Origin of the sequence: Bradyrhizobium sp. in8p8, assembly GCF_000426845.1 — a bacterium.
GTDB lineage: Bacteria > Pseudomonadota > Alphaproteobacteria > Rhizobiales > Xanthobacteraceae > Bradyrhizobium > Bradyrhizobium japonicum_C.
The window spans coordinates 951,043-976,046 of sequence record NZ_AUGD01000001.1 but is presented as its reverse complement, the minus strand read 5'-3'; the positions used below and the strand labels follow the sequence as shown (position 1 = coordinate 976,046).

19 protein-coding genes and 1 pseudogene are annotated in these 25,004 nt (G+C 63.7%); 14 read left to right on the top strand and 6 right to left on the bottom strand.

Translation table 11 applies throughout. The annotated features are described in order from the left end of the window. The first annotated feature begins 12 nt into the window (after positions 1–12). From urtC to K408_RS0104635, 6 genes are all read left to right on the top strand, one after another. A complete protein-coding gene (gene urtC / locus K408_RS0104660) occupies positions 13–1,155 on the top strand; it encodes an urea ABC transporter permease subunit UrtC (protein WP_029673837.1) in 1,143 nt (380 codons plus the stop codon). 10 nt (positions 1,156–1,165) lie between these two features. Then, the gene (urtD, locus tag K408_RS0104655; protein ID WP_024336979.1) at positions 1,166–1,921 is read left to right on the top strand and encodes an urea ABC transporter ATP-binding protein UrtD; all 756 of its coding nucleotides are present in this window, start codon (positions 1,166–1,168) and stop codon (positions 1,919–1,921) included. Between the two features lie 223 nt (positions 1,922–2,144). After that, entirely contained in the window at positions 2,145–2,834 is a 690-nt protein-coding gene (gene urtE / locus K408_RS0104650; RefSeq protein WP_024336980.1) for an urea ABC transporter ATP-binding subunit UrtE, read from the top strand. A 28-nt stretch (positions 2,835–2,862) separates the two neighbouring features. After that, positions 2,863–4,092, top strand: coding sequence for a formamidase (gene fmdA / locus K408_RS0104645; RefSeq protein WP_024336981.1), 1,230 nt, complete (start codon positions 2,863–2,865; stop codon positions 4,090–4,092). A gap of 95 nt (positions 4,093–4,187) precedes the next feature. After that, positions 4,188–4,565, top strand: a complete 378-nt coding sequence (locus tag K408_RS0104640) for an FmdB family zinc ribbon protein (RefSeq protein WP_024336982.1) — start codon at positions 4,188–4,190, stop codon at positions 4,563–4,565. A 45-nt stretch (positions 4,566–4,610) separates the two neighbouring features. Further along, positions 4,611–5,651, top strand: coding sequence for an aliphatic amidase (locus K408_RS0104635; RefSeq protein WP_024336983.1), 1,041 nt, complete (start codon positions 4,611–4,613; stop codon positions 5,649–5,651). Positions 5,652–5,717: 66 nt separating this feature from the next. Here K408_RS0104635 and K408_RS0104630 read toward each other — a convergent pair whose 3' ends face one another. The 4 genes and pseudogenes from K408_RS0104630 to K408_RS37575 all read right to left on the bottom strand — a co-directional run bounded on the left by K408_RS0104630 (position 5,718) and on the right by K408_RS37575 (position 12,010). Further along, complete coding sequence (locus K408_RS0104630; protein ID WP_024336984.1) at positions 5,718–6,539, bottom strand: MlaD family protein; 822 nt, start codon at positions 6,537–6,539, stop codon at positions 5,718–5,720. Between the two features lie 146 nt (positions 6,540–6,685). After that, on the bottom strand, positions 6,686–8,902 hold the full coding sequence (locus K408_RS0104625) for an acetate--CoA ligase family protein (protein ID WP_024336985.1): 2,217 nt from the start codon (positions 8,900–8,902) through the stop codon (positions 6,686–6,688). 141 nt (positions 8,903–9,043) lie between these two features. After that, positions 9,044–9,613 carry a class GN sortase gene (locus K408_RS0104620; protein WP_024336986.1) on the bottom strand — a complete coding sequence of 190 codons (570 nt, stop codon included), beginning with the start codon at positions 9,611–9,613 and terminating at the stop codon, positions 9,044–9,046. A 136-nt stretch (positions 9,614–9,749) separates the two neighbouring features. Further along, positions 9,750–12,010 (bottom strand): annotated as a pseudogene (locus K408_RS37575) (marine proteobacterial sortase target protein). A 187-nt stretch (positions 12,011–12,197) separates the two neighbouring features. Here K408_RS37575 and K408_RS0104610 point away from each other — a divergent pair. Then, a complete protein-coding gene (locus K408_RS0104610; protein ID WP_024336987.1) occupies positions 12,198–12,968 on the top strand; it encodes a helix-turn-helix domain-containing protein in 771 nt (256 codons plus the stop codon). 78 nt (positions 12,969–13,046) lie between these two features. Here K408_RS0104610 and K408_RS0104605 read toward each other — a convergent pair whose 3' ends face one another. Next, positions 13,047–14,270 carry an ABC transporter substrate-binding protein gene (locus K408_RS0104605; RefSeq protein WP_024336988.1) on the bottom strand — a complete coding sequence of 408 codons (1,224 nt, stop codon included), beginning with the start codon at positions 14,268–14,270 and terminating at the stop codon, positions 13,047–13,049. Positions 14,271–14,343: 73 nt separating this feature from the next. After that, on the bottom strand, positions 14,344–15,894 hold the full coding sequence (locus tag K408_RS0104600) for an acyl-CoA synthetase (protein WP_024336989.1): 1,551 nt from the start codon (positions 15,892–15,894) through the stop codon (positions 14,344–14,346). A 263-nt stretch (positions 15,895–16,157) separates the two neighbouring features. Between K408_RS0104600 and K408_RS0104595 the strand changes: the two genes are divergently transcribed. The 7 genes from K408_RS0104595 (at position 16,158) to K408_RS0104565 (ending at position 24,961) form a co-directional block, all read left to right on the top strand. Beyond that, entirely contained in the window at positions 16,158–17,294 is a 1,137-nt protein-coding gene (locus K408_RS0104595) for an acyl-CoA dehydrogenase family protein (protein ID WP_024336990.1), read from the top strand. A gap of 126 nt (positions 17,295–17,420) precedes the next feature. Then, positions 17,421–18,587 (top strand): acyl-CoA dehydrogenase family protein, encoded by a 1,167-nt coding sequence (locus tag K408_RS0104590; protein ID WP_024336991.1) that lies wholly within the window; start codon positions 17,421–17,423, stop codon positions 18,585–18,587. Continuing rightward, positions 18,584–19,240 carry a glutathione S-transferase family protein gene (locus K408_RS0104585; protein WP_024336992.1) on the top strand — a complete coding sequence of 219 codons (657 nt, stop codon included), beginning with the start codon at positions 18,584–18,586 and terminating at the stop codon, positions 19,238–19,240. The genes K408_RS0104590 and K408_RS0104585 overlap by 4 nt, the downstream gene beginning before the upstream one ends. 212 nt (positions 19,241–19,452) lie before the next feature. After that, the gene (locus K408_RS0104580) at positions 19,453–20,253 is read left to right on the top strand and encodes a helix-turn-helix domain-containing protein (RefSeq protein WP_024336993.1); all 801 of its coding nucleotides are present in this window, start codon (positions 19,453–19,455) and stop codon (positions 20,251–20,253) included. A 137-nt stretch (positions 20,254–20,390) separates the two neighbouring features. After that, positions 20,391–21,257 (top strand): beta-keto acid cleavage family enzyme, encoded by an 867-nt coding sequence (locus K408_RS0104575; protein WP_024336994.1) that lies wholly within the window; start codon positions 20,391–20,393, stop codon positions 21,255–21,257. A 114-nt stretch (positions 21,258–21,371) separates the two neighbouring features. Next, the gene (locus K408_RS0104570) at positions 21,372–22,988 is read left to right on the top strand and encodes an acyl-CoA carboxylase subunit beta (protein WP_024336995.1); all 1,617 of its coding nucleotides are present in this window, start codon (positions 21,372–21,374) and stop codon (positions 22,986–22,988) included. Continuing rightward, entirely contained in the window at positions 22,985–24,961 is a 1,977-nt protein-coding gene (locus tag K408_RS0104565) for an acetyl/propionyl/methylcrotonyl-CoA carboxylase subunit alpha (RefSeq protein ID WP_024336996.1), read from the top strand. The genes K408_RS0104570 and K408_RS0104565 overlap by 4 nt, the downstream gene beginning before the upstream one ends. The last annotated feature ends 43 nt before the right edge of the window (positions 24,962–25,004 follow it).

Sequence of the window (25,004 nt, the reverse complement as noted above, 5' to 3'; positions counted from 1 at the left end):
CGAGAAGCAGTCATGATCATCAACTCACGCTTCTTCAATCGATCCGAGCTCATGGGCTTCATTGCCCTGGCGGTGGTGCTGTTCGTGATCCTGCCGCTGACCCTCGACGTGTTCCGCCTCAATCTGGTCGCGAAATACCTGACCTACGCCTTCGTCGCGATCGGCCTCGTGCTGTGCTGGGGCTATGGCGGCATCTTGAGCCTGGGGCAGGGCGTGTTCTTCGGCCTCGGCGGCTATTGCATGGCGATGTTCCTCAAGCTCGAGGCCTCCAGCGTCGAGAACACCAAGATCCAGTCGACGCCCGGCATCCCCGATTTCATGGACTGGAATCAGATCACGGCACTGCCCTTCTTCTGGCAGCCGTTTCACAGCCTCACCTTCACCATCCTCGCCATCATCCTGGTGCCTGGCCTGTTCGCCCTGATCATCGGCACCGCGATGTTCAAGCGTCGCGTCGGCGGTACCTATTTCGCGATCATCACCCAGGCCGTCGCCGCCATTCTCACCATCCTGATCGTCGGCCAGCAGGGCTATACCGGCGGCATCAACGGCATGACCGACCTGCGCACGCTCAAGGGTTGGGACATCCGGCCCGACCATGCCAAGATCATCCTCTACTTCGTCGAGGTGGTGCTGCTGTTCGCCTGCATCGGCATCGCGCAGTTCATCCGCCTGACCAAGCTTGGCCGCATCCTGGTCGCGATGCGCGAGCAGGAAGACCGTGTCCGCTTCTCCGGCTATAGCGTGGCCAACTTCAAGATCTTCGCTTTCTGCATGGCCGCGGTCTTCGCCGCGATCGGCGGTGCCATGTTCGCGCTCAATGTCGGTTTCATGTCGCCATCCTTCGTCGGCATCGTGCCGTCGATCGAGATGGTGATCTACACCGCGGTCGGCGGACGGATGTCGATCTTCGGCGCGATATGGGGGGCGATCCTGGTCAACTTCGCCAAGACCAGCCTCTCTGAATCCTTCCCGCAGCTCTGGTTGTTCGGCCTTGGCGCGCTGTTCATCGCGGTCGTGCTCGCCTTCCCGAACGGCCTGTCCGGGCTGTGGGCAGACTACGTGCAGCCCCGCATCGACCGGCTGTTCGCCTCGCGCAAGGCGAAGGCGGGCTGGAACGGCAATTCGGTCGCCGACAGCGCACCGGCAGAGTGAGGAGATCGTCATGCTCGTCGGACATCAGCCCAAGGATTTCCTGCTCGCGGTCTCCGGACTGACCGTCTCGTTCGACGGGTTCAAGGCGGTCAACGATCTCTCCTTCTACGTCGAGGAGAACGAGATCCGGGTCATCATCGGCCCCAATGGCGCCGGCAAGACCACGGTGCTCGACCTGATCTGCGGCAAGACCAAGGCGACCTCGGGCTCGATCCAGTTTCGTGGCAAGGAGCTCACGAAGATGAAGGAGAACGAGATCGTGCAAACCGGCGTCGGACGCAAGTTCCAGACGCCGTCGGTGTTCGAGGACCTCACCGTGTTCGAGAACCTCGAGATCTCGTTCCCGCGCGGTCGCACCGTGTTCGGTTCGCTGACCTTTCAGCGCGATCAGTTGGTGAAGGACCGGGTCGAGGAGGTCGCCGAGATGATCTTCCTCAAGGACAGGCTCAACACCTATGCCGACGAGCTCAGCCATGGCCAGAAGCAGTGGCTCGAGATCGGCATGCTGCTGATCCAGGATCCGGACTTGCTGATGCTCGACGAGCCCGTCGCCGGCATGAGCGTGTCCGAACGCGCCAAGACCGCCGAGCTGCTCAACCGCATCATCAAGAACCGTTCGGTGCTGGTGATCGAGCACGACATGAAATTCGTCGAGGATATCGCGCACAAGGTCACCGTGCTGCACCAGGGCCAGATCCTTTCGGAGGGGACGATGGAGAAGGTCAAGAATGACCCCAAGGTCGTCGAAGTCTATCTGGGGCACTGAGAGATGGCGAAATCGAGTGAGCTAGTCGCGGCTCGGACGGTGCACCTCTCTCCTTGTGGGAGAGGTCGGATCGCGCAAGCGATCCGGGTGAGAGGTATCTCTCCGCGCATCAGACTGCCGTTCGTATTCGTAGATGTGGACCCCTCATCCGTCGCGGGCTTCGCCCGAGCCACCTTCTCCCACAAGGGGAGAAGGAAGGCATACCGAGCCTAGGAGCGCACCGATGCTGGCAATTTCCGATCTCCACGTCGCCTACGGCCAGAGCGAGGTGCTGCACGGGCTCAATGTCAAGGTCGCGCCCAACGAGATCGTCGCGATCATGGGCCGCAACGGCATGGGCAAGACCACGCTGATGAAGTCGCTGATGGGCATTCTGCCCGCGAAGAGCGGCTCGGTGAGCATGGATGGCGCCGAGCTCGGCAATCTCAAGAGCTACGAGCGCGTCGCCAAGGGCCTCGCCTATGTGCCGCAGGGTCGCATGATCTTCTCCACCATGACGGTGAAGGAGAACATCGAGACAGGCCTCGTCGTGTCCGGTGGATCGGAGGTGCCGGACGATATCTACGAACTGTTCCCGGTGCTGCTGGAGATGAAAGGCCGCCGCGGCGGCAATCTCTCCGGCGGTCAGCAGCAACAGCTCGCCATTGCCCGCGCACTCGCGACCAAGCCGAAGGTGCTGCTGCTGGACGAGCCGACCGAAGGCATCCAGCCCTCCATTATCAAGGAGATGGCGCGCACCTTGAAGCGCATCCGCGACGAGAAGGGTCTTTCGATCGTCGTGTCCGAGCAGGTGCTGAGCTTTGCGCTCGATATCGCCGACCGCGTGCTGGTGATCGAGAACGGCGAGATCGTGCGCGACGATCCGCGCGACGCCGTCGATGCCGCACAGGTCTCGAAATATCTGTCCGTCTAACCAACCGTAGTCAAAGGGGAGCCTCTCGATGCCAGAGACACTGATCAAGGTCGATCTCACCAAGTCGGCCTATGAAAACGACATGGTGCACAACCGCTGGCACCCCGACATTCCGATCGTGGCGTGGGTCAATCCCGGCGACGATTTCATCATCGAGACCTATGACTGGACCGGCGGCTTCATCAAGAACAACGATTCCGCCGACGACGTCCGCGACATCGATCTGTCGATCGTGCACTTCCTCTCGGGTCCGATCGGCGTCAAGGGTGCCGAGCCCGGCGACCTTCTTGTCGTCGATCTGCTCGATGTCGGCCCGCTCAAGGAGAGCCTGTGGGGGTTCAACGGCTTCTTCTCCAAGCAGAACGGCGGCGGCTTCCTGACCGATCATTTCCCGCTGGCGCAGAAGTCGATCTGGGACATCAAGGGTCTCTATACCTCCTCCCGCCACGTGCCCGGCGTCAATTTTGCCGGCTTGATCCATCCCGGTCTGATCGGCTGTCTGCCCGATCCGAAGATGCTGGAGACCTGGAACAAGCGCGAGGCCGAACTGATCTCGACCAATCCGACTCGCGTGCCTGGTCTGGCCAATCCGCCCTTCGCGGCAACTGCCCATGGCGGCCGCGCCAAGGGAGACGTGAAGGCCAAGATCGGCGCCGAAGGTGCGCGCACCGTCCCGCCGCGCGAGCATGGCGGCAATTGCGACATCAAGGACCTCTCGCGCGGCTCGAAGATCTACTTCCCGGTCTACGTGCCCGGCGCCGGCCTCTCGATGGGCGATTTGCACTTCAGCCAGGGCGACGGCGAGATCACCTTCTGTGGTGCGATCGAGATGGCCGGCTGGCTGCACCTGAAGGTCGAGGTGATCAAGGATGGCATGTCGAAATACGGCATCAAGAATCCGATCTTCAAGCCGTCGCCGATCACGCCGAACTACAAGGATTATCTCATCTTCGAAGGCATCTCGGTCGACGAGGCCGGCAAGCAGCATTACCTCGACGTCCATATCGCCTATCGCCAGGCCTGTCTCAACGCCATCGAGTATCTGAAGAAGTTCGGCTATTCCGGCGCCCAGGCCTATTCGATTCTCGGTACTGCGCCGTGCCAGGGCCACATTTCCGGCGTGGTCGACGTGCCCAACGCCTGCGCCACGCTGTGGCTGCCGACGGAGATATTCGACTTCGACGTCATGCCGTCGGCGGCGGGCCCGATCAAGCACATCACCGGCGACATCCAGATGCCGATCTCTCCGGACAAGTAATCCCTGCGCGAGGGGATGCGGGACGGCCGGCGTTTCGTCCGTCCTGCATCAACCGCCAGGTGTGTTGAACAGGCAAGATGCGTGGGGATGATGCGATGCCGGTCTACGAATATCTCTGTGACGATTGCGGACCTTTCAAGGACCTGCGTCCGATGGCGGAGTGCGACGATCCGCAAGCCTGCCCGCATTGCGAGACGCTGGCGCCACGGGTGATCCTGACCCCACCGAATTTCTTCTGCATGCCGGCCGACAGGCGCAAGGCGCACGCGGTCAACGAGCGCAGCACGCACGCACCGCAGACGCTGGCACAATACAAGGCCTCGCATGGCCCCGGTTGCGGCTGCTGCTCGACGGGCAAGACCGTCAAGGACAAGGGCGCGACGGACAGGAAAAAGCCCGCGCGGTTGGTGACCAAGACCAGGAGCGGCGCCAAGGGTTTTCCGACGGCGCGGCCCTGGATGATCAGCCACTAACCAGACGCGATGACCTCACACGGATAGAAGACAGGAGCGGTCAACATGCTTCACGGCGACATTTCCAGCAGCAATGACACGGTCGGCGTCGCGGTGGTGAACTACAAGATGCCCCGGCTGCATACCAAGGCCGAGGTGCTCGAGAACGCCCGCAAGATCGCCGACATGATCGTGGGCATGAAGGTCGGCCTGCCCGGCATGGATCTCGTGATTTTCCCGGAATATTCCACGCAAGGCATCATGTACGACTCCAAGGAGATGTACGAGACGGCGTCCATGGTGCCGGGCGAGGAAACCGCGATTTTCGCCGAGGCCTGCCGCAAGGCGAAAGTGTGGGGCGTGTTCTCGCTCACCGGTGAACGCCACGAGGAGCATCCGCACAAGGCGCCCTACAACACTCTCATCCTGATGAACGACAAGGGTGAGATCGTGCAGAAGTACCGCAAGATCATGCCCTGGGTCCCGATCGAGGGCTGGTATCCCGGCAATTGCACCTATGTCTCGGAGGGGCCAAAGGGTCTCAAGGTCAGCCTGATCATCTGCGACGACGGCAATTATCCGGAAATCTGGCGCGACTGCGCCATGAAGGGCGCCGAACTGATCGTGCGTTGCCAGGGCTACATGTATCCGGCCAAGGAGCAGCAGGTCATGATCTCCAAGGCGATGGCGTGGGCCAACAACGTCTATGTCGCGGTCGCCAATGCGGCCGGCTTCGACGGCGTCTATTCCTATTTCGGCCATTCCGCCATCATCGGCTTCGACGGCCGCACGCTCGGCGAGTGCGGCGAGGAGGATTACGGCATCCAGTACGCCCAGCTCTCCAAGCATCTGATCCGGGATGCGCGCCGCAACGGTCAGTCCCAGAATCATCTCTACAAGCTGGTCCACCGCGGCTACACCGGCATGATCAATTCCGGTGACAGTCCGCGTGGCGTCGCGGCGTGCCCGTATGACTTCTACAAGAACTGGATCAAGGACCCCGAGGGCACGCGGGACATGGTCGAGGCGATGACCCGCTCGACACCGGGGACCGACGAGTGTCCGATCGATGGCATTCCGAACGGAGCGGCTCCAAGCAATTACTGAGGCATTGCTGCCGCACGTCGCGGGATCGTACGCCGACAGAGCCTTGTGCGCCACGCGTGGGCTGAGCTAGCGCCTCTGCTCCGTAGGCCTGCGCGGTGGTCGCGGCGGCACGGGGGTCCCCGCCATCTTGTTGGCGGTCTCGCTGACATCGAGCAGCGAGCGGCGGATGTCCTCGATGTAGCCCGCCGACTTCTTCTTCATGGTGCCGGCAAGCTCATGCAGTTCCTTGATCTTCTCGAACAGTTCGTCGGCCTTGCCATCGACGAAGCCTGGGACCGCGCCCTCGATCTTCGCGACCGCCTTGTCGAAGCCCGCGAAGGCGCTGTCGACCTTGGCCATGACGGAGTCGATTTCTCCGCCCTTGCTCCTGAGGTCGGCGGTATAGCTCTCGAACGTGTGCAGTCCTTCCTTGATCGCGGGGGCGTTGCTCACGATGGTGCGATCGACACTGTGCAGCGTCTCCACGATGGACTCGGCGTCGCTGAGATCGGCGGTCAATATGGGGATGCCGTCCGCGTCAAGCGGCACCGGCGGTGCGGAGGGGGCGCCGCCGATCAGCGAGATCGCGGCGATGCCGGTGAGACCCTGGAACTCGATGCCTGCGACGGTGTCCTTGCGGATCGGCGCGCTGTTGTCGAGCATCACCAGCGCCACGATCCTGCGGGGACTATCCAGCTTGATCGACTGGATTTGGCCGACCGGTACACCGTCGAAATTGACCGGCCCGCCGCGCCGCAGTCCGCTCGCGGAACCGCCTTCGAACACCACGCGCAATTGGCTGCGGCTCTGGATGGTGCGCCATTTCTGCACGCCGAGCAGGCCGCCGAATGCCACGGCGATCGCCGCCAGCATCGCCGTTCCGATCACAAGATTGCTCGCGCGTGCCATGGAGGGCGATTCTAGGCCCAAAGCGGGGAAGTTGGAAGGAGTTCGCTACGTTAAGTAGGCCGGGTTAGCGAAGCGTAACGCACCGATGCTCATGCGGATGGACCGAGTTGGCGGACGATCCCAGTGGCAATCCTCCCAATGGCACCTCAATGTCCGGCCGCGTGCCTCGCCGCGGCGTTGTTGAGGACGATCAGGGCATCGACCGCCACGCCCGTCCTGGTGTTGATGAGAAACGGGTTGATGTCGACCGAGGCGATCCGGTCGCCGGCGTCTGCGATCAGGTTGGACAGGCCGACCAGCGCCTTTAGCGCCGAGGCTTCGTGCAAGGCCGGCTTGCCGCGATAGCCGCGCATCTTGATGCCGGCCTTGGTGCGGCCGATCAGGAGCTGCGCCTCGGCTTCATCCAGGGGCGCGCCGGCGAGTGCGACGTCCTTCATCAGTTCGATGTCGATGCCGCCGGTCCCGAACAGCACGACCGGCCCCATCTCGGCGTCGAGCGAGGCGCCGATCACGAGCTCCAGCTCCGCCTTGACCTGCTGCGCGATCAGAATGCCGTCGAGCCTCGGCTTGCCCTTGAGCTTCGTCACCCGCGCCGTGATGTCGGCGAACGCCTTTTTCACCTCCGCCGCGCTGTTGATATTCAGGACCACGCCGCCGATGTCGGACTTGTGCAGAATCTCTGCGCTGACGACCTTTGCCACGACCGGGAATCCGATCTGCCTGGCGATCTTCACGGCCTCCGCCGCAGTCTGTGCGATCGCCTCCTTCGAAATCGGAATGCCATAGGCCTTGAGGAGCTTCTTCGAGGCGACCTCGTCGAGCGCGGCGCCGGTCGCCGATCTCAAGGTCTTCTCCAGCACGGCGCGCGCGGCGGGTTTCGAGCCCGAGACGATCTCAGGCACCTCCTTGCGCAGTTTCGCATAGTCGAGCAGCGACTTAATCGCGGTCACCGCGCGGTCGAGGCCCTGCATGACCGCGAGATGCGGCAGCGATTTGCGCAATTCTTTAGTGAATTCAGTGAAACCGATCGACATCGCGCTGATATAGATCACGGGCTTTCCGGCCTTGCTCGCCATATCGTTGACGATACGCAAATTGCGCTCGCGCAGCTCGTGCGGCGCTTTCGGCAGCTCCGCATCGACGATGACGATGTCGATATCGGGGTCGTCGATCATCAGCTTGATCGACTTCATATAGACAGAGGGATCGACGACTGCGGCAAAGCCGGCGTCGAGCGGATTGCCGACGATCGAGCCCGGACCGAGCATCTTCGCCAGCTCGGAGCTGACATGCGCGCTCAGCGGCGCGAAGTTCAGGCCTGCTGCGTAGAAGGCGTCGATCAGCATGCCGCGCTTGCCGCCGGAGAGCGTGACGGCGGCGAGCCGGTCGCCTTTGGGCACGGTCGCGTGAACGAAGCATTCGGTCGTCTCGATCAGTTCGTCGAGCCCGGCGACCCGGATCACGCCCTCGCGCGTGGCAATCGCGTCGAACGTCTCTATCGAGCCCGCGAGCGCGCCGGTATGCGCCATCGCCGCGGCGCGGCCGCCCTCGGACGCGCCGAGCTTGAGGGCGATGACCGGCTTGCTCGCGGCGCGCGCCGCCTTGCAGGCATCGCGAAAAGCCTTCGTGTTCCGCACGCCTTCGAGGTAGACGACGATCACCTTGATGCTCGGGTCTTCGGCGAAATAGCGCATCAGGTCCGGCGTCTCGAGCCCGGCCTCGTTGCCCGTCGTCACCATGTAGCCGACACCGACGCCGCGATCCTCGAGCGCCTGACGGATCGCCATGACGATGGCGCCGGATTGTCCGGCGATCGCCACCGCGCCCTGTTTCATGGTGACGATACGATCGTCGATATTGGTGAAGAGCTTTTCGCCGGCGCTCAGATTGCCGAGGCAATTCGGCCCGGTGACGGCAAGACCCGTCTCGCGCACGGCCGCCTGCAATTCGGCGGCAAGCTTTTGGCTTTCCTCATCCTGCAGTTCGCTGAAGCCTGAGGTAACGATGGTGGCAGAACGAGCGCCGGCCGCGGCAGCGTCGCGAATCACCTGCACGGCGAAACGTGCAGGCACCAGCACCAGGACGTGATCGGGCTTTTCGGGTAGGCTCGCAAAGTCCTTGTAGCAGGGCACGCCCCAGATGGCTTCGCGCTTGGCGTTGACCGGGTAGAGACCGCCCTCAAATCCGTATTTGACCAGATTGTTCCAGATGCGCTCGGCGTAGTTGCCGGGCTTGTCGGTCGCACCTACCAGCACGATGTTGCGCGGGTGCAGCATGGCGTGGATGCCCTTGACGATGTCACTGGCATCGGGCGGCGGAGACCATGGATGGAACGCGGACGCAGCAGACACCTGGGCTTCCATGGCGTGACCTCACCTGTTGTTCTTCTTGGTTGAGCGCCACTCCGTTCTATGGCGAGTCCTTCGGAGTCGCAACCTCGCGGGCGGTATGCCGCCAGATGGAATGAGCGATCCAGGGCGCGTGTCGTCGATTCGGTAAGCGATCTACCTATCGGCTCCAATCAATGTTGCATGCAGAATGTAGCGCTCGGGACCGGGGGTGACGGCGTCGAACGGCCAGCAGGTCGCGAGAATGAGTTCGAAGCCCTGCGTCGTGGCTTCGATGCCCGATGCATCGAAACGGACCACGGCGGAGGCGTCCGCGCGATAGCGAAAATGTTGACCGTCGCGACGTGTGACGTCGATGACGTCGCCAATGGCAACGTTCCGCAGGAAGCGGAAATGAGTGTCGCGATGGGCTGCATAGACGGCAATCCCGCGTTCGCCGGCATCGGCCGTTTGGTGGACGTGGCCGGGTCCAAAAGCGAGGGCCTGTCCGCTGGTGCCTTCCAGCACAATGGCGCTGGCGCCGATCCGCTTGACCTCGATCCGCGCGACCGGCCAGGTGTCAGCCCACGACCATGGCTTGACGGCCTCTCCCGTCGCAACGCTCCGGTCGAACGCCCGCTCCAACAACACCTGCGCCAGCCAGGCCTTGGCGTGGATGTAAGCGCCGTCGCCGAGCAGGACGAGACCGATCAAGGCCAGGACGAGGGGGAAGATGAAGCGGGGCATCTGCTTCTCTTTGGTGGTCATTCCGGGATCGATGCTTCGCATCCCCGAAGCGGCATTTCCTAAAAAGGCGCGCGCGGCCGTTTGCAGGGGACGGGCAGCCGCGCGCGCTGACAGAGGAGTTCGGGGAGCTCCTCTCTCAAACGGAGTCGGTGAGCAAGGTCCGACGCCGGTTGAACACGAACAGGGTCAAGGCGAGCAGGATCAGGATTGCGCCTGCGAACATCCTGAGCTCGGCCGGAGTTGAGGTTTTGGGCAGGCGGATCGCATCGGGCGCGGCGGGTGTCGGGCGCCTCACCGCTGGCGGAGTGCCCGCATCGGCGTGGCGTTCGCGCAATTGCGCCGGGACCTGCGGCCGTTCGCCGAGATCTTCTCGAAGTCCCAGCCCGCCGGCAGGTTGATCGGCAATTCTTCGAGCTTGAGCGGCGCGCCTTCGGGCCGGCTCGGCGTCTTGTCGACCGCAACGAGGCTGGTGAGCCGCGTGACGATCTGGTGATCGAGCGCCAGCGCCAGGATCGTCTTGTCGGCGTCCTCCGGCGACGTCTCGCGCAGCGTGCGCGCCACTTCCGCATCAGCGATCTTGCGCCTGGCCCAGAGCTTGGAGAGGCCCTTGCCTTCGGCTGCGTTTTGCAGCGGCAACGTTACCGTCCAGGAACGGTCGCCGACGCGGCCCTTGATCTCGAGCGAGCCTGCGAGCTTGTCGAGTTTCGCCGCCAGCACCAACGGCTCGTCGCGATAGACGTCGGGAATGATCGCGGGAGTGACATCGGCGGTGGCTTCGGAGAACCTTGCGGTGAGGCCGGTCACGGCCGGGTTCTCCAGCTTGGCGAACAGACCGCGCATGCGCTCCTCCACCTGCTCGACGGAGCCGATGTGGGTGAAGGCACCGCGGCCGAGCTCGGCGGCGCGTGTCATCAGATAGGTGTTGGGCGCGGAACCGATGCCGACCATGAACACGCGCGAGCGGCCGCGCATCGCCGTGATCGTCTCGAACAATTGCTGCTCGTTGCCGATCGCGCCGTCTGTCAGGAACACGATCTGACGAACCATGTCGGTGCCGCCCAGCTTGTCGGTGAGGGCCGCGCGCATTGCCGGCACCATCTCGGTGCCGCCCCGCGCCTGCAAGGCGCTGACAAAGGAGGTCGCCTCACCGACATGCGCGGCATCCGCCGGCACGGAAGCCGGAAACAGCACGTCCATGGTGTCATCGAAGCGGATGACGTTGAAGCGGTCATTCGGCTGCAGGCGACCGAGAGCATAAAGGAGGCTCGCTTTGGCTTGAACGATGGACGTGCCGCCCATCGAGCCCGAATTGTCGATCACGAACACCACCTCGCGCGCCGGCGGCTTGCGCGCCGCCTGGTCCGCGCCAGGCGGGGTGACGAAGGCGAGCAGGTAGTCGGCATCACCGATCCGCTCGTGGAACAGGCCGACCGAAGGCGCCTTCTCCGCGGCCGGTTTCCAGGTGAGTTCAAAGTCGCGGTCGGCGGGGACGGCGCCGTCGGAAAGCGTGACGATGCGCGTAGCGCTGTCCGGACTCTCGACCTTGACGTTATGATGGTGGCTCTTGATATCGCCGAGCGGGAAGCCAGCCTTCAAGCGCACCGTGATGCTGGTAGGATTGACCGGCGCATGTTTTGCGGGATCCAGCACCTCCGGCGAAATACGCTCACGATCCGGAACCGGATCTGACGTCGCTGCGCCCCAGCCGGAGCCGTCCTTGCGGAAGTCGACGCTCTGCACGATCGGTGCCGGATTGTAGCGCGGTCCGGCCACGAGCGGCAGGCGCAACGAATATTCCCTGCCGGATTGATGCACCGGCTCCTGGTACTCGATCTGAACCAGCACGGTTTCGCCAGGCCCGATATTGGCCACCGAGTTGGTGAAGATGTTCGGTCGTTCCTGCTCGGTAAGGGCGGCCTTCCGGCCGGTGCGGCGCGCCTCCTCGTAGATCACGCGCGCCTGCTGCCGCTCCTTGATGTTGCCGATGATGACGCGGTCGCCGACCACCATCTTCAGCGTATCGACGGCGCCGCCGGTCGCGAGCGGATAGACGTAAGTCGCCTCGACCCAGTCCTTGCTCGTGTTGCGGAAGACCTGCGTGACACGGGCGCGCAGCGTCGGGCCGGACACCGTGATGTCAACGTCGGTGCCGAGGCGGACTGCTTCGGCATACGCGCCGTCTTCCTTCAGGCGCAGGGTACCAGACCTTGCATCGCCGGGCTGGAGCAGACTGGCCTGTTCGGTTGTTGCCGACAAACTTGTCCCGAAGCTCACCAGCAGGGCGATGAAGGCGACCAGCATCACCGCAACGCCTTGCGCGAGGAGGAACAATCCGACCTTGATGAGACGACTCAACAAGGGGTGCTCGTCGCTATCGGCCGTGTCGTAGGTGTCCATTTGCATTGCTCCCGAAGCATGTTCTGCTAGCCCTCAGCATCGGTTCGGAGAGGCTGATCTCGCGAGCAGAATGATCGGCAATGTTCCGCCGCGCCCGGCCCGGGATCGTTCGTCGGGGACGGTCATGTGCGGTTTTGTGCTGGTTTGTCCGCCCTGCTAGAATGGCGCTGCTGGAGCAGGGCTAACGATGCAGACGCAGGATAAAGTCACCGACAAGCAACTTACGGACGAGCAAAGCCGCGAGATTGCCGAGACCATTCGCGAGGAGCTCGCCAGACGGCGGATCTCCCGGCAGGCGCTGGCCGAGCAGGCCAAGCTCAGCCTGTCGACGCTGGAAAAGGTGCTTGGCGGCCGACGGCCGTTCACGCTCGCGACCACGGTCCGGCTGGAGCAGGCACTCGGCGTCTCCCTGCGCAGAAGCGCAGTCATGGTGACGCCTCTTGCCGCGAGCGATGTCGCGCCCGACAGCCTCGGCTCCTATGCGCATCGCGCGGTCACCTGGCTCGAGGACGTCTATGTCACCCTGCGGCCCTCGTTCGGCGACAAGGATGCGATCTTTGCCTATCGCACCGAGATCGTGTGGGAGCCGAAGGTCTCGTCGCTGGTCTTTCGGGAGGGCGATCGGACCGATGCCGCCTACGAGCATACCGGCGAAGTCGCCGTTCCCCATCAGTCCGGCTTCATCTACCTCGTCATCATCAAGCACGGCCAGCACCGCGTGATCACGGTGTCGCGGCCGACGGTTTCCGGCGAGATGTACGGCATCATCTCGACGCTCCGCGCCGGGCCCGGTTCGCAGCTCACGCCGATCGCTGCGCCCATTGCCTATGTGCCGGTCAGGAACATCCCGAACCCGTCCTTGGGGCGCGTCGCGCCCGACGACGGCAACTACGCCCTGTATCGAAAGCATTTGCGTCGGACGGTGGAAGAGTCCTTTGCGCTCTTCCTGCCGGCATAGCCTGGCTCCGAGATCACCTGCACAAAAGATAGCGGCCTTCCGGCCGCTATCTGGGTTGGTTAATTCAGCTGATGCGAGCTAGCCGCCCGTTTCCGCGCTGATGATATCACCGAACAGCTCCCACTGGCCGGCCTTGAAGCGGATCATCTTGAGCTGCTCGATCGGCGCGAAGTCGTTGGGACCGGTGTTGATCTTGATACCTGGAATCAACGTGTCGGGCGCAAAGTCCTTCAGGCTCGCGGCCTGCTTCATCACGTTCTCCCGCGTCAGGTTGTCGCCGCACTGCTTCAAGGTCTGGACCAGGGTCTGCGCGGCGGCATAGCCGTAGACGATGTTGGTGTCGGCGACGTTGGCGCCCGGCATGTACTTGTCGACGAAGGCGAGAAACTTCTTCATGCCCTCGTCGTCCTTCCATTGCGGGTCCGATGCGTCCTTCAGATAGCTCGCCGACAGCACGCCTTCCGACGCGTCGAGCCCGGCAGGCTTCATCACTGCGCCGATCGAGATCGAGACGTCCGTCATCACGTGCATCGGCCTCCATTCGAGCTCGGCGATCTTCTTGATCGCCTGCGCGGCAAATTTCGGCGTCGAGATGTTGACGAACACGTTGGCGCCGGTGCCCTTCAGCTTCACGATGTGGGAATCGATCGACGGCTCGGTGGTCTCGTAGCTCTCCTCCGCGACGATCAGCGAAGAGGCCTTCTCGCCAAAGATCTCCTTGATGCCGGCGACGTAATCCTTGCCGAAATCGTCATTGGCATAGAAGATCGCGACCTTGGCATCGGGCTTCGCCTGCAGGATGTACTTGGCGAAGATCCGCGCCTCGACCCGGTAGCTTGGCTGGAAGCCCATCGTCCAGGGAAAGCCCTTCGGGTCGTTCCATTTGCTGGCACCCGTGGCCAGGAAGAGCTGCGGCACTTTCTTCGCGTTGTGATATTTCTGCACGGCCGTCTGTGTCGGCGTGCCCAGCGCGTTGAAGACCAGAAATACCTCGTCGCTCTCGATCAGCTTGCGCACCTGCTCCACGGTCTTGGGCGGCGAATAGCCGTCATCATAGGAGATCCAGTTGATCTTGCGCCCGTTGATGCCGCCCTGGTCATTGATCATCTTGAAATAGGCTTCCTCGGTCTTGCCGATGATGCCGTAGGCGGAAGCCGGACCGGAATAGGCTTCTACATTGCCGATCTTGATCTCGGTGTCGCTGGCGCCGGTGTCGTACTTCTTCTGCGCAAAGGCACTTTGAGCCGAGAGCAAGGTCAGGGCCGTTGCCGCCGCGAGCAGGGCGATTTTCTTGTTCTTCATGGAAATTCCTTGGAGTTTCTTGTTGAGTAGGCAGGCACGTCAAAAGAAAAGCGCCCCGCGAGGGGCGCTTCGATCAGGCGTTGGCGACTTTCTTGTCGATCTCTGAGGCGACCGAGAACTCCTTGCGCAAGGTGGGTTTGTGGATCTTGCCGGTGGCGTTGCGCGGCAGCGCATCGACGAAGCGGATTTGGCGCGGGCATTTGAAACGCGCGAGATTGGCCGCGCAATGGGCGAAGACCTCGCCCTCCGTCAGCTTCTGTCCTGGCTTGACGGCGACGATGGCAAGGCCCACCTCGCCCCACTGAGCATCAGGGATGCCGATCACGGCAGCCTCGGCGATGGCATTGAGCTGGTGCAGGACGTTCTCGACCTCGGCCGGGTAGACGTTCTCGCCGCCGGAAATGTACATGTCCTTCCAGCGATCGACGATGTAGTAGAAGCCTTCTTCGTCCACGCGCGTGGCGTCACCCGTATGCAGCCAGCCGTCGGTGAAGGAGGTCTTGTTCGCCTCCGGCCTGTTCCAATAGCCGGGCGTGATGTTGGGGCCCTTGACCCAGAGCTCGCCGAGTTCGCCGACATCGGCATCGCTGCCGTCGGGGCGGACGATACGCACCTCGGTGTGCAGCACCGGCTTGCCGGCGGAGCCGGCCTTGCGCGCCGCGTCCTCGCGGTCGAGCACCAGCACGGCCGGTGAGGTCTCGGTCATGCCGTAGCCCTGCTGTAGCGCGACACCGCGCGCCTCCCACACTTTCAGCAGCGGTACCGGCATTGGTGCGCCGCCGACACCGCCGACAATGAGCCGGCTGAGATCGGTGGTCGCGAATGCCGGATGCTGCGCCATGAACTGGTAGATCGCGGGCACGCCGAAGAACACGTTGATGCCCTGCGCGGGATCGTTGATCAGGCCGAGTGCGATGCCGGGATCGAAGGCGCGCATGATCATCACGGTGCCGCCGGCATGCAGCACGGGATTGGTATAGCAGTTGAGCCCGCCGGTGTGGAACAGCGGCAGCACGGTGAGCAGCACCGAGGCGGGGCCGATGCAGGCGGGACCGCCGAGATTGACGCAATTCCAGAAGGTCATGCCATGGGTGATGGTCGCGCCCTTGGGATGCCCGGTCGTGCCGGACGTGTACATGACGGTCGAGACGTCATCGAGCGTGACTTCCTCGGCTCGGTCGAGCGGGTTTGCGGCGGCGATTGCGGCCTCGTAGGCGCCACCCGGGCCGAGCAGCAGGCTGGTCGGAACGTTGCAGAGCTTTGCGACGGCGAGCGCGGTCTCGGCCAGGTCGGCGTCATGGATCATCACCTTCGGCGCGCAGTCGGACGTGATGAACTGGAGCTCGGGAACGGTAAGGCGGGTGTTCAGCGGCACGAAGATGGCGCCTAGCCGTCCGCACGCGAATTGCACCTCGAGCGTATCGGTCGTGTTCAACGCCAGCACTGCGACGCGATCGTCGCGCGAGACGCCGAGCCGGTGGCGCAGAAACGAGGCCAGGCGCGAGACGCGGGCATCCAGCTGAGAGTAGGTGAAGCGGCGATCGCTCGCGAGATCGATCACCGCGACCTTGTTCGGCGTGCGGCGGCCATGATGGGCGATCCAATCGTAGTAACGAACGGCCAAGAATTCCTCCATCGGCGGCCTTGTGCCGCCCACTTCCTGCTGCACGATGCACCATGCCCGGCGTGGCCCTCGGGCCAGCCGGAGTCTGTGCAGCAACGTTTTTTTGCGCCAGAGTTGGCCTGTGCGCGGCGAAAATCGTCTTGCGTTGAGTTGCTAGTTTGCTCCTCGCCCGGAAGCTCGACTGCGGTCAGCCACTCCGCGCAAGTGAGCCGTCAAGGTTCCAGCCATGGTGGACGAGCGAATCCCAACAGGGCGAGACTGCGATGAAGAGCCCGTTCTATACCGCCGAGCATGACGCCTTCCGCGACGTCATGCGCCGTTTCGTCGAGAAGGAGATCACCCCGTTCGCTCATGAATGGGACGAGGCCGGTGAATTCCCGCGCGCGCTCTATCGCAAGGCCGCCGAGATCGGCCTCTTGGGACTCGGCTTTCCCGAGGAATATGGCGGGATTGCCGCCGATCAGTTCATGAAGATCGTTGCGAGCCAAGAGCTCGCACGGCCCGGTGCCGGCGGCGTCAGTGCCAGCCTGATGAGCCACACCATCGGCTCGCCGCCGATCGCCCGGGCAGCCCGCCCCGCGGTCAAGGCACGGGTGTTGCCGCAAATTCTTGCAGGCGAGAAGATCTCCGCGCTCGCGATCACCGAGCCGGGCGGCGGCTCCGACGTCGCGAACCTGAGCACCCGGGCGCGGCGCGACGGCGATCACTACGTCGTGAGCGGCGAAAAGACCTTCATCACCTCGGGGATGCGCGCCGACTATCTGACCGTTGCGGTGCGCACCGGCGGCGAGGGCGCTGGCGGCGTCAGCCTGCTCCTGATCGAGGGCAACACGCCCGGCCTGTCCAGGACCAAGCTCAAGAAGATGGGCTGGTGGGCCTCCGACACCGCGACGCTGCATTTCGACGAGTGCCGCGTGCCGGCCGAAAACCTCATCGGCGAGGAGGGGCAGGGCTTCAAGATCATCATGCAGAACTTCAACAGCGAGCGCATGGGCATGGCGGCGAGTTGCACCGCTTTCGCCCGTGTCTGCCTCGATGAGGCGATCGCTTACGCAAAGGAGCGCAAGACCTTCGGCAAGCCGCTGGCGCAGCACCAGATCATCAGGCACAAGATCGTCGACATGGCGCAGAAGGTTGCGGCCTCGCAAGCGATGCTGGAGATGCTGGCCTGGCGGCTTGAGCAGGGCGAAAGCCCGGTCGCGGAGATCTGCATGATGAAGAACCAGGCGACGCAGACCATGGCCTTCTGCGCCTCCGAGGCGGTGCAGATCTTCGGCGGTGCCGGCTTCATGCGCGGCATCAAGGCCGAGCGCATCTACCGCGAGGTCAAAGTCAACGCCATCGGCGGCGGCACCGAGGAGATCATGAAGGATCTGGCGTCGCGGCAGATGGGGCTGTGATCGATGCCGTCGTTCCGGGGCGTGCGCGGCGCGCATGAGCCCGGAATCCATCGGGCCGCACGTGTCTTAGAAGAATGTATTCCGGGTTTGACGCTGCGCGTCGCCCCGGAATGACGAGAGGATCGAATGCTATTCAAAGCTGACCACGACGATATCCGCCGCAGCCTGCAAAAGTTCATCGCGAACGAGATCAATCCTCATGTCGATGAATGGGAGAAGGCCGACATCTTCCCGGCGCATGAACTGTTCAAGAAAATGGGCAATCTCGGCTTCCTCGGGCTGAACAAGCCCGTGGAGTTCGGCGGATCGGGCCTCGACTATTCCTATGCGCTGATGATGGCGGAGGAGCTTGGCGCGATTACCTGCGGCGGCGTGCCGATGGCGATCGGGGTCCAGACCGACATGGCGACGCCCGCGCTGGCGCGGTTCGGCTCGGATGAGGTGCGGCGCGAGTTTCTGGCGCCCTCGATTGCCGGCGACTACGTGGCCTGCATCGGCGTCTCCGAGCCAGGTGCAGGCTCCGACGTCGCCTCGATCAAGACCCAGGCGCGATCGGATGGCGACGATTACGTCATCAACGGCGGCAAGATGTGGATCACCAACGGCACCCAGGCCGACTGGATCTGCCTGCTCGCGAATACCGGCGACGGGCCGGTTCATCGCAACAAGTCGCTGATCTGCGTTCCCATGAAGAGCAAGGGCGTCACCGTGGCGCGGAAGCTCGACAAGATGGGCATGCGCTCCTCCGACACCGCGCAGATATTCTTTGACAACGTCCGCGTGCCCAAGCGCAACCGGATCGGCGAGGAAGGCAAGGGTTTTACCTACCAGATGATCCAGTTCCAGGAGGAGCGGCTGTGGGGCGCGGCCGCCTGTCTCAAGGCGCATGAGTACATCATCAACGAAACCATCGAGTACACCCGCAATCGCAAGGCTTTCGGCCAGAGCATTCTCGACAACCAGGTCGTGCACTTCAAGCTCGCGGAGATGCAGACCGAGGTCGAGCTGCTGCGTGCGCTGATCTATCGTGCGGGCGAGCAGCTGGTCGCAGGCGAGGACGTGACCAGGCTCGCCACCATGGCCAAGCTGAAGGCCGGCCGACTCGGCCGCGAGCTCACCGACGCCTGCTTGCAATATTGGGGCGGAATGGGCTTTACCAACGAGACGCCGGTCAGCCGGGCCTATCGCGACAGCCGCCTGACCTCGATCGGCGGCGGCGCCGACGAGGTCATGCTGATGGTTCTATGCAAGATGATGGGCACGCTGCCCGGCAGCAAAGGGAAGGCCTCATGATCACGCTCTATCACTGCGACGCGGCGCGCTCGTTTCGTCCGCTCTGGATGCTGGAAGAGATGGGGCTGCCGTATGAACTGAAGATGCTGCCCTTCCCGCCGCGGATGTTTGCCAAGGAATATCTTGCGCTCAATCCGCTCGGCACCATTCCCTTCATGGTCGACGGCGAGACCAAAATGACGGAGTCCTCCGGCATCTGCCATTATCTCGGCATCAAATACGGCCCGACCCCCTTGATGGTCGGTCCCGAAGATCCCGCCTATGGCGCTTTCCTGAACTGGATGTATTTCAGCGACGCTACGTTAACCTTTCCGCAAACGCTGGTGCTCCGATACACCCAGCTCGAGCCGGAGGAGCGCCGCAACCCGCAGGTCGCCGGCGACTACGCCAAATGGTTCCTGGGCCGGTTGCGTGCGGTGGAGGCAGCGACGGCAAATGCCGAAACATTGTGCGGGGGCCGCTTCACCGCCGCCGACATTGTGATCGGTTATGCACTCCGGCTTGCCGAGAACATCGGGCTTGCCAAGGATTTTGGGCCAAATGTCGCAGCCTATTGGGCTCGTCTGCAGCAGCGTGACGGATTTAAGCGTGCAGTTGCGGCGGAACAGAAGGCTGGCGCCGAGCAGAATGTTGCGCCGAGGGTGAGGGCGTAAGTCTCGGAAGCCACTCCGGAGCGATGCACAGCGTCGAACTCCGGTGAGCCTTGCGCACCTGAGGATCTTAAGGTTCCGGGTTCGGTCTTGTGGGCCTCCGGAACGGCTCACCGTGTTTCCGTGACAGCGCTATCCTATCGTGACAGCGCGCAAATTTCCGCTAAGGTGACCTCCGTCCGCAGCGGCCAGAGAGCCGCGCGAGGAGGACCCCAATGGAAGATAAAGGTCGCGAATCCGACCATCTGATGCTGATCACGCCGGAGCGGGTATTCTATGCCGGCCTGCTCGGTCGCCCCCGCAAGCGAACCCCGGGCTGCTGCCACGTCTATGTTGCGGTGAAGGGCAGCCTGCACCTGACGATCGACGACGTCCATCTCTCGGACGAGTTGATCGTGACCCTGCCGAACCAGCGGCACACCATCGCCAGCGACTATCGCACCGTCATCAGCGTAACCCTGGAGCCGGAGAGCATGCCGGATGGCGTGATCGAGGCTTTGGCCGAGCGGCTGCGCGGGCCGGACAAGGCGGCCTATGCCCGCAAGATCCTCGCCGCCTATGCGTTGCTGCGTCAGCGCCGCTATGGCGACATCACCACAGCTGAATTCGACGAAATGTGCTTTGGCGAGGCGCTGCCGCGCCGCGTGCTCGATCCGCGCGTGATGCGTGCCGTTGCTCGCATCGAGCGCTTCTCCGGCGAGCCGGTGACGGCGGACACCTGTGCCGCTGAAGCTGGCCTCTCCGCCTCGCGCTTCCTGCACCTGTTCAAGGAAGAGACCGGCATCTCGTTCCGGTCCTTCCGCGCCTGGAAGCGCGCGCGGCATTTGCTGCACTTCGCCAACCAGGACCTCAACCTCGCCCATCTCGCGCAGGATATCGGTTATCCCGATTCCACGCATTTCAGCCACTCGATCCGTCGCTTCTACGGCTTGAAGCCGCGCGCGATCTTCGTCGGCTCGCGAGACCTGGCGATCTATCGCAGCACCGAGACGGTGCGGCTGGCGGAGGCTTCGTAGCTTCGTAGGGTGGGTTACGCCATCGGCTGACTCACCCTATAACCGCTCGCTTTTCCAGCTTCTCCGCGCAAGAAGCCGCATGTCGCGCGTCACATGATCGCAAGCGTTGAATCCTCAACCTGCGAGACATTACGGGCATGACCGACAAGGCCGTCATCACCTGCGCGCTGAACGGCGTGCTCACCGATCCGAAGCAGCACAACGTGCCCGTGACGCCTGAGCAGATGGCGCGCGAGGCCAAGGCTGCGTTCGATGCCGGCGCATCCATCATGCACATCCATCTGCGCCAGCAGGCGCCGGGCAAGGGGCACCTGCCGTCCTGGGAGGTCGCAGTCAGCAAGGAGATCCAGCAGGCGATCCGCGAAGCGTGCCCCGGCGTGATCATCAACCACACTTCGGGCGTGTCGGGGCCGAACTATTCGGGCGCGCTCGATTGCATTCGCGAGACCAGGCCGGAGATCGCCGCCTGCAACGCCGGCTCGCTGAACTACCTGAAGGTGAAGGCCGACAACACCTGGGCGTGGCCGCCGATGATGTTCGACAATGCGGTCGAGAAGGTGAAGGACTATCTCGACGTCATGAACGCGGTCGGCACCATCCCCGAGTTCGAGTGCTTCGACGTCGGCATCGTCCGCTGCGTTGGCATGTATCATCAGGTCGGCATGTACAAGGGCCCGCTCGAATACAACTTCGTGATGGGTGTGGCGTCGGGAATGCCCGCTGATCCCGAGCTGCTGCCGATCCTGATCAAGCTCAAGCGTCCCGAGGCGCATTTTCAGGTCACCGCAATCGGCCGCGAAGAGATCTGGCCGCTGCACCAGCGCTGCGCCGAACTCGGCGGTCATTTGCGCACGGGGCTCGAGGACACCTTCTACCTCGCCGACGGCAAGAAGGTGACGTCGAACGGGCAGCTGATCGAAGCCGTCGCCGCATGCGCCAGGCGCGCAGGTCGCGAGATCGCGAGCCCGGCGGAGGCACGGAAGATCTTCGGGACGAATCGGTAAAGTATCGCCTCACCCGTCATTGCGAGCGAAGCGAAGCAATCCAGAGTCTCTCCGCGGAAGCAGTCTGGATCGCTTCGTCGCTTCGCTCCTCGCAATGACGAGCAGGATCAAGTGATGTCCATCCTCGAAAATACCATCTCCCCCGGCAGCGCCGCCTACCAGGCCAACCGCGACGGCATGCTCGGCCTGATCGACCGCATGCGCGCGCTGGAGGATCGCACACGCGCGGCCTCCGCCGCGGCAAAGGACCGCTTCCACACGCGCGGGCAGCTGCTGCCGCGCGAACGTGTCGCCCTGGTGCTCGATCCCGGCGCGCCGTTCATCGAACTGTCGACGCTTGCCGGCTACTTGTTCGACGTTCCCGATCCCAACAAGAGCGTGCCCGGCGGGGGTGTCATCGCCGGCATCGGCTTCGTCTCGGGCGTCCGCTGCATGGTCAGCGCCAACGACGCCGGCATCGACGCCGGCGCGCTCCAGCCTTATGGCCTCGACAAGACGCTGCGGGTGCAGGAGCTTGCGCTGGAGAACAAGCTGCCTTACGTGCAGCTCGTCGAAAGCGCCGGCGCCAACCTCTTGCGCTATCGCGTCGAGGATTTTATCCGCGGTGGCAACATCTTTCGCAATCTTGCCCGGCTCTCGGCGGCAGGGCTTCCCGTCGTCACCGTCACGCACGGCTCCTCCACGGCGGGCGGCGCTTACCAGACCGGCCTCTCAGACTACATCGTCATGGTCCGCGGCCGCACCCGCGCCTTCCTGGCCGGCCCGCCGCTGCTGAAGGCTGCGACCGGTGAGATCGCGACCGAAGAGGAACTCGGCGGCGCCGAGATGCACACCCAGGTCTCAGGCCTCGGAGACTATCTCGCCGAGGACGATCGCGATGCACTGCGCATCGCGCGCGAGATCATGGCCGCGATGGAATGGGAGCGGCCGGGCAGGGTGGCTCCGCAGTTCAAGCCGCCGCGCTATGACCAGGACGAGTTGCTCGGCATCATGCCCATGGACCACAAGCGTCCGGTCGACATGAAGCAGGTGATCGCGCGCATCGTCGACGATTCCGATTTTACCGAGATGGCGCCGAACTACGGCCCGGCCACTGTCTGCGGTCACGCCCGCATCGGGGGACAGGCGATCGGTATCATCACCAACAATGGCCCGCTCGATCCCGCCGGCGCGAATAAGGCGACGCATTTCATCCAGGCTTGCTGCCAGACCGGCACGCCGCTGCTCTATCTCAACAACACCACCGGCTACATGGTCGGCAAGGCCTATGAGGAAGCCGGCATGATCAAGCACGGCTCCAAGATGATCCAGGCGGTGACGTCGGCGACCGTGCCGCAGATCACCATCTATTGCGGTGCCTCGTTCGGCGCGGGCAATTACGGCATGTGCGGCCGCGGCTTCCATCCGCGCTTCTGCTTCTCCTGGCCCAACGCCAAGACCGCGGTGATGGGTGGCGAGCAGGCCGCTGAAACCATGGCGATCGTGACCGAAGCTGCCGCCGCGCGGCGCGGCAAGCCGGTCGAGAAGGACAAGCTCGATGCGATGAAGGCACAGATCATCGGCGTGTTCGACGGCCAGATGGACGTGTTCTCCACCAGCGCGCGCGTGCTCGACGATGGCGTGATCGATCCACGTGACACCCGCGCGGTGCTGTCCGAAGTGCTCGCGATCTGTCGCGAGGGCGACGCACGCACGCCCCAGCGCATGCAGTTTTCGGTGGCCCGCCCATGAGGAACGGATCAGTGCAGCACCGGCCGTTCTCTAGGGTTCTGGTGGCCAATCGCGGCGAGATCGCGCTGCGCGTGATGCGCAGCGCGCGAAAGCTCGGCCTCGGCGTCGTCGCGGTCTATTCGGACGCCGATCGCGATGCGCTCCACGTGCGTCAGGCCGATCGGGCCGTGCGCATCGGAGAAGCCTTGCCGGCGCAATCCTATCTCAACATCCAAGCGATCATTGCAGCGGCAAGGGCCAGCGGCGCGGAGGCGATCCATCCCGGCTACGGCTTTCTCGCCGAGAACGAGGAATTTGCGCGCGCTTGCAAGGAAGCGGGCCTCGTCTTCATCGGCCCTTCGCCGCAGGCGATCGAGGCAATGGGCAACAAGGCCGGCGCCAAGGAGATCATGAAGAAGGCCGGCGTTCCCATCGTGCCCGGCTACCAGGGAGCCGATCAGAGCGACGAGGTCATGCTCGCGGAGGCCAAGAAGATCGGCTTCCCCGTGATGATCAAGGCGGTTGCCGGCGGCGGCGGGCGCGGCATGCGGCTCGTCACTGACGCCGCATCTTTCCCCGATGCGCTACGCAGTGCGCGTTCGGAAGCGAAGGCCGCATTCGGCGATTCTACCGTCATCCTGGAACGCGCCATTCAGAACCCGCGCCACATCGAGATCCAGGTGTTCGGGGACAGCCACGGCAACGCCATCCACCTCGGCGAGCGCGATTGCTCGGTGCAGCGGCGGCACCAGAAGCTGATCGAGGAAGCGCCCTCGCCCGCGGTCACGCCGGAGCTGCGCGAGAAGATGGGCGAGGTCGCGGTCGCTGCGGTAAAGGCGTTGCGTTACGAGGGCGCCGGCACGCTCGAGTTCCTGCTCGACGCCCGCGGCGAGTTCTACTTCATGGAGATGAACACGCGGCTCCAGGTCGAGCATCCCGTAACGGAAGCGATCACCGGGCTCGATCTCGTCGAGTTGCAGCTGCGCGTCGCGCGCGGCGAGCCGCTGCCGATCAAGCAGCAGGACATCAAGTTTTCCGGCCATGCCATCGAGGTGCGGCTCTGTTCGGAAGACGCCGCGCAGGATTTCATGCCGCAGTCCGGCCGCATGGCGCGCTGGCAGGTGCCGGACGGCATACGCGTTGAGCATGCACTGCAATCCGGCACGGAGATCCCGCCGTTCTACGATTCCATGATCGCCAAGGTCATCAGCCATGGCACTACACGCGAGGAGGCGCGGGGGCGGCTGATCGTCGGTCTCGAGCAACTCACCGCGTTCGGTGTGACCACCAACCAGGCATTCCTGATGTCCTGCTTGCGTCATCCCGGTTTCGCCAGGGGTGAGGCGACCACGGCCTTCATCGGCGCGCATCGCGACGAACTGCTGGCGCCGGATGCGAACGGTGCATTCGACGTGGCGCTGGCGGGCTTGCTACTCTACGTCACCAATCCACGCGCGCCGTCTTGGCAGGTCGGGCGAAGCCTCGCGGCGACGTTTCCGCTGCCGGCGAAGATCGAAATCGCCGGCCACGCCCATGAGCTCGACATCACGCGAGAGCGCGATGGCGGCTACACCGTCGCCTCCAGTGACCGCCAGGACAGATTCGAAATCGACCAGCTCGCGGCCGATATGATCCGCTTTCGCCATGACGGCCTGATGGACAGCGCCAACTTCCTCCGTGACGGCGATCGGCTCTACGTCCAGCATCGCGGGATCCCGCTCGCGGTCGTCGATCTCACGCTCGCGGCGCCGAAGGCTGCAGCCAGCAATGGTGGCGACGGCAAGGTTCGCGCCGCGATGAACGGCCGCGTCGTCGCCGTCCTGGTGAAGCCGGGCGACCGCGTCACCGCCGGCCAGCCAGTGCTGACGCTGGAGGCGATGAAAATGGAGCACGTCCACAAGGCGGGCATCGACGGCGTCGTCACGGCGATCGACGCTGCCGAGGGCGAGCAGGTGACCACGGGCCGGATCGTGGCGGAGATCGGGGCGGGCTAGCGCCCCGAATGCGGAGTTGGCCGGGCGAATGGGCACACCCCAG

Excerpts from the sequence above, each read along its gene's own strand:
- urtC (WP_029673837.1), top strand. The coding sequence starts at position 13 with ATGATCATCAACTCACGCTTCTTCAATCGATCCGAGCTCATGGGCTTC.
- urtD (WP_024336979.1), top strand. The coding sequence starts at position 1,166 with ATGCTCGTCGGACATCAGCCCAAGGATTTCCTGCTCGCGGTCTCCGGA.
- urtE (WP_024336980.1), top strand. The coding sequence starts at position 2,145 with ATGCTGGCAATTTCCGATCTCCACGTCGCCTACGGCCAGAGCGAGGTG.
- fmdA (WP_024336981.1), top strand. The coding sequence starts at position 2,863 with ATGCCAGAGACACTGATCAAGGTCGATCTCACCAAGTCGGCCTATGAA.
- K408_RS0104640 (WP_024336982.1), top strand. The coding sequence starts at position 4,188 with ATGCCGGTCTACGAATATCTCTGTGACGATTGCGGACCTTTCAAGGAC.
- K408_RS0104635 (WP_024336983.1), top strand. The coding sequence starts at position 4,611 with ATGCTTCACGGCGACATTTCCAGCAGCAATGACACGGTCGGCGTCGCG.
- K408_RS0104630 (WP_024336984.1), bottom strand. The coding sequence starts at position 6,539 with ATGGCACGCGCGAGCAATCTTGTGATCGGAACGGCGATGCTGGCGGCG.
- K408_RS0104625 (WP_024336985.1), bottom strand. The coding sequence starts at position 8,902 with ATGGAAGCCCAGGTGTCTGCTGCGTCCGCGTTCCATCCATGGTCTCCG.
- K408_RS0104620 (WP_024336986.1), bottom strand. The coding sequence starts at position 9,613 with ATGCCCCGCTTCATCTTCCCCCTCGTCCTGGCCTTGATCGGTCTCGTC.
- K408_RS0104610 (WP_024336987.1), top strand. The coding sequence starts at position 12,198 with ATGCAGACGCAGGATAAAGTCACCGACAAGCAACTTACGGACGAGCAA.
- K408_RS0104605 (WP_024336988.1), bottom strand. The coding sequence starts at position 14,270 with ATGAAGAACAAGAAAATCGCCCTGCTCGCGGCGGCAACGGCCCTGACC.
- K408_RS0104595 (WP_024336990.1), top strand. The coding sequence starts at position 16,158 with ATGAAGAGCCCGTTCTATACCGCCGAGCATGACGCCTTCCGCGACGTC.
- K408_RS0104590 (WP_024336991.1), top strand. The coding sequence starts at position 17,421 with ATGCTATTCAAAGCTGACCACGACGATATCCGCCGCAGCCTGCAAAAG.
- K408_RS0104585 (WP_024336992.1), top strand. The coding sequence starts at position 18,584 with ATGATCACGCTCTATCACTGCGACGCGGCGCGCTCGTTTCGTCCGCTC.
- K408_RS0104580 (WP_024336993.1), top strand. The coding sequence starts at position 19,453 with ATGGAAGATAAAGGTCGCGAATCCGACCATCTGATGCTGATCACGCCG.
- K408_RS0104575 (WP_024336994.1), top strand. The coding sequence starts at position 20,391 with ATGACCGACAAGGCCGTCATCACCTGCGCGCTGAACGGCGTGCTCACC.
- K408_RS0104570 (WP_024336995.1), top strand. The coding sequence starts at position 21,372 with ATGTCCATCCTCGAAAATACCATCTCCCCCGGCAGCGCCGCCTACCAG.
- K408_RS0104565 (WP_024336996.1), top strand. The coding sequence starts at position 22,985 with ATGAGGAACGGATCAGTGCAGCACCGGCCGTTCTCTAGGGTTCTGGTG.